The organism is Bradyrhizobium sp. (assembly GCF_049519115.1).
GTDB lineage: Bacteria > Pseudomonadota > Alphaproteobacteria > Rhizobiales > Xanthobacteraceae > Bradyrhizobium.
In genome coordinates, this window is record NZ_JBEKRB010000171.1 from 1 (window position 1) to 3,386 (window position 3,386).

Sequence of the window (3,386 nt, forward strand, 5' to 3'; positions counted from 1 at the left end):
AGATTCAGGAAATCGAGCATTGACCGAGAAAGCCGGTCGATCTTGTAGACGACAATGACGTCGACCTTCGCAGCTTTGACGTCCGCCAGGAGCCGCTTCAAGGCGGGCCGTTCCAGCGTGCCCCCTGAAAACCCGCCGTCGTCATAGTGGTCGGCGACCGAAACCCAGCCGTCGCCTTTTTGGCTCGCCACATAGCTCTCGCAGGACTGCCGCTGGGCGTCTAACGAGTTGAAGTCCATGTCGAGGCCTTCCTCGCTCGACTTGCGCGTGTAGATGGCGCATCGCAGCTTGCGGATAGTCGGCCTCGTTCCGGCTTCCAACGCATCTAACGTTTCGCCATAGCCTGTGGAGGATCGGTCGCGGCGCGCCGGTCGACGTTGAAGCATCGTCATTTCCGCCCCAGGGCAGTGTTTTTGAGGCCGAAGAAAACCCAACCATTCCACCTAGTCCCGGTAATCTCACGGGCGACCGACGACAGGGATTTGTAGGGGCGGCCGAGGTACTCAAAATCGCTCGCCCGAACCGTCACGCAGTGTTCGACGCCTTTCCATTCGCGGATCAATTTAGTTCCGTTAATCGGGCGCAGGCTCGGCTTGGCCTTCCGCTCGATGGGGCCAAGATTGGCGTATTGCTTGGACATGGCCGTCAGCCGCTCCAAGGTTTCTTGGCTCAGCCCGCCATAGGCCAATTCCTGGATACGGTAGGCCAGCCGGCTCTCAAGGAAGCGCCGGTTATAGGCGGGAGGCTCGGTCTCGAATAGTTCGCGCCAGCGGGCCTTTAGCGCCGAGGCTGGGGCCCCCTTCAACGCCGCCAATTGAGCCAAAACCGTCTCGTTCATGCCCGTTCCCCATTCTCCAGCACTGGCTCATGAGTGCTCCGATCGGGCGAGCAGTGAAGCGAACTTTCTCCGCCAGGTCCGGAATTTCCACTGGACTTCCGGGCGTTCAGGCGCATCAGGCCGATAGCCAAAAGCCCGGCTATTTCCGAAATTCGATCCGAGACTGAAGATGCGGTCATGCTGCAAAAGGACAGCGACTTGGCCCGCATGTCCAAGTGTTTCACGTGAAGTCGTGCCCGGCCGCACCAAATGGTAGAGAGTGGTAATTTCCGTCTTGCTTCCGCCGGCCATCAGATCTCGACTTGCCCGTCTAAGCGCAGTTGATTCGCAGTCGAACATTCCAGCGAGTGGACAGAAATAAATGATCGCTCAGGATTCTGGCGCGGCTCGGGAAGCGGCTCCAAACGGGATAGAGCGCCTCAACGGTCGCGGTCTCGGCGAAGCTTTCCGGCAATTCGTCATTGACGATCCAGAGGTAGCCTTACTCATAGACCGAAGTGGGCTGCGGGATCGGTTCGCGGAAGGTCTGTGTCCTCTCAGTCTTTCTAGTTTTCATTGGCCACTTGAAGTCACAGCAAGAAATTTTGAATTCCGGCTGAATGGAAGCGGCATTTTAGTGCTAGGCCAGCCAGAGTGCAGCCCGACACCGACGGTCTCGAAGCTCGCCCAAGCATTGGCTGATCGAATTGGAGCTTTGCGAATTCTGCTCGCTTCTGGAAAAGTGCAGGCATTTGGAATGAGGGCCGACTTTGTCGAGTCGTTTGTCCCGGCACGCCTGTGGACTCGGAAAAATCTTTATATTGAAGTCGCCAATGGTGATCTCTGTGAAAGAGATGAAAAGGGAAATATCTCGCCAATATGGTCAAGCATTGAACTTCGACTGGCGTCAGCTGAGCCCGCCCAGCACCAAGGCGCTGTCAAGATGGTGGCTGCTCCGTCTGGAAAACGGAGTCCAAAGGGACGAGAGGTCGAGCGTATTATTAAGGAGCGGCAGATAAACGTCGATCGGTTGGGTCGCAAGGCGGCCGCGGCGGAGGTAATGAGACATATGGAAAGCCCACCTCAGTTGGCCAATCAAATAGAGGCTCTGGAGGTCCAGGTAGTACGCATTTCGAAGGAACTCGCGAAAACATCCTGAGACATTTGCGACATGTCGCCGATGTCTTTTGAATTTCCTAAAAATCGCGCGCAGAAGCAGCTCCATCGTAGTCAATGGAGCTACCGGCATGAATTCAAAAACCGCTGATGCGGACGCGCTCCTAACGGAAACGGAAGCCGCCGATTTCCTTAGGCTATCTGTTCGCACGCTCCAAGCGTGGCGCATCCGAATTGCTGGCCCTGCATTCGTTCATGTCGGCCGTGCGGTGCGCTATCGCCGCCGCGATCTGATCACTTGGATCGAAGCGAACACCGTTTCGCCATCGGCCCCACGGTTGGTCGCGCCATCATGAGTGGTCCGATCGATGCGCAGCCCGAGTCGCCAATCACTCTCGATCTCCGGAGTCTGGGTGACGCGGGAGAAGCTCTCTTTGCCGAGCTAAATGCCTGCTGTGACGATGGCCAGCTAGACAAAGTTGCTAGCAAGATCTGGTTCGTTCGGGGCCAAAACCGGCTTACAGACGCGGCCGCCGAGTATCTTCAGCATTGTGTGATCCGTCGACGCAGCGGGATGAGATATCCCGTCACAGCCAGGGTCCCGCGGTTAGCTGGTCGTGTGGGCAGCCGTTTCAAGCCGCGCAAACCGCCTCGTTCACCCGACCGTAAGGCATCTCGCGATCGTCGCCGCAGGTTAGGGGGATCAAGCGCGCTGCCGGACCGCATGCGGCACTGCTACACCGAGGGCAATCGCGCCGTGCTTTGTATCGTCGCCGGCGAGATTAAGCAGCGCGGTTTTTGTGACCTGCCGGTCGACAAGATTGCCGCTCTGGCTGGTGTGTGCCGAACAAGTGTCCAGAATACGCTTCACGAAGCTCGGCGGCTACGGCACATCAGAATCGCTGAGCGGCCGCAGCCCGGTCGAAAGCACCTAACCAACATTGTCGAGATCGTCGCACCAGAATGGATCGCTTGGATCAAGCGCCGCCCATCAGCTGCTCGGGCGACAGGGTCCAAATCTGTGAAAAAGGTGAGCACCACGAAGAGTAAATATAAAAAGAAAGAGGCTTGGCAGGATTGTCAGCGGGGCAACGACTCCAGACCGTCCGAAAAACCAGCGCCAGGACAAATCGAATGATCTCGGAGCAATCGATCAGCAGGAGCAGTGGACAATGGCGAAAATCAAGATGCTCAGACCTCTGGTACCGACGTCGAGCGGGAGGACAATCCACGTCGAGCCGAAGCGCGCCGATCCGATCTACCATTCCGAAGAGCATAAGCGATGGCGTGAGCAGGTGCTTCTCGATGCCAGCTTCAGGTGCCAGTGGGTTGAGAACGGGATCCGCTGCACGAAGGCTGCACCGCAAAATCGGCTGTTTGCTGATCACATCAAAGAGCTGCGCGATGGCGGCGCACCGTTCGATCCAGCAAACGGCCAATGCCTTTGCGGTGC

6 protein-coding genes are annotated in these 3,386 nt (G+C 57.5%); 3 read left to right on the plus strand and 3 right to left on the minus strand.

Annotated elements, in window-relative coordinates; genetic code table 11:
- Positions 1–386, minus strand: a 386-nt coding sequence (locus ABSE61_RS36665) for a recombinase family protein (protein ID WP_423876035.1), incomplete at its 3' end; no start/stop codon positions are given.
- Between the two features lie 2 nt (positions 387–388).
- On the minus strand, positions 389–838 hold the full coding sequence (locus ABSE61_RS36670) for a DUF2924 domain-containing protein (RefSeq protein ID WP_423876036.1): 450 nt from the start codon (positions 836–838) through the stop codon (positions 389–391).
- Positions 839–1,199: 361 nt separating this feature from the next.
- On the opposite strand from ABSE61_RS36670, the gene ABSE61_RS36675 reads away from it, so the two are divergent.
- Positions 1,200–1,976: a hypothetical protein gene (locus tag ABSE61_RS36675; RefSeq protein WP_423876037.1), complete on the plus strand. Its 777-nt coding sequence runs from the start codon at positions 1,200–1,202 to the stop codon at positions 1,974–1,976.
- 88 nt (positions 1,977–2,064) lie between these two features.
- Positions 2,065–2,289 carry a helix-turn-helix domain-containing protein gene (locus ABSE61_RS36680; RefSeq protein WP_423876040.1) on the plus strand — a complete coding sequence of 75 codons (225 nt, stop codon included), beginning with the start codon at positions 2,065–2,067 and terminating at the stop codon, positions 2,287–2,289.
- Positions 2,290–2,636: 347 nt separating this feature from the next.
- Here the strand turns inward: ABSE61_RS36680 and ABSE61_RS36685 are convergent, their stop codons facing one another.
- Positions 2,637–2,804 (minus strand): hypothetical protein, encoded by a 168-nt coding sequence (locus ABSE61_RS36685; protein WP_423876038.1) that lies wholly within the window; start codon positions 2,802–2,804, stop codon positions 2,637–2,639.
- Between the two features lie 301 nt (positions 2,805–3,105).
- Here ABSE61_RS36685 and ABSE61_RS36690 point away from each other — a divergent pair.
- On the plus strand, positions 3,106–3,386 hold a 281-nt coding region (locus ABSE61_RS36690; RefSeq protein WP_423876039.1), incomplete at its 3' end, for an HNH endonuclease.

Bases quoted from the DNA above. Each gene is read 5' to 3' on its own strand.
- ABSE61_RS36670 (WP_423876036.1), bottom strand. From the start codon at position 838: ATGAACGAGACGGTTTTGGCTCAATTGGCGGCGTTGAAGGGGGCCCCA.
- ABSE61_RS36680 (WP_423876040.1), top strand. From the start codon at position 2,065: ATGAATTCAAAAACCGCTGATGCGGACGCGCTCCTAACGGAAACGGAA.
- ABSE61_RS36675 (WP_423876037.1), top strand. From the start codon at position 1,200: ATGATCGCTCAGGATTCTGGCGCGGCTCGGGAAGCGGCTCCAAACGGG.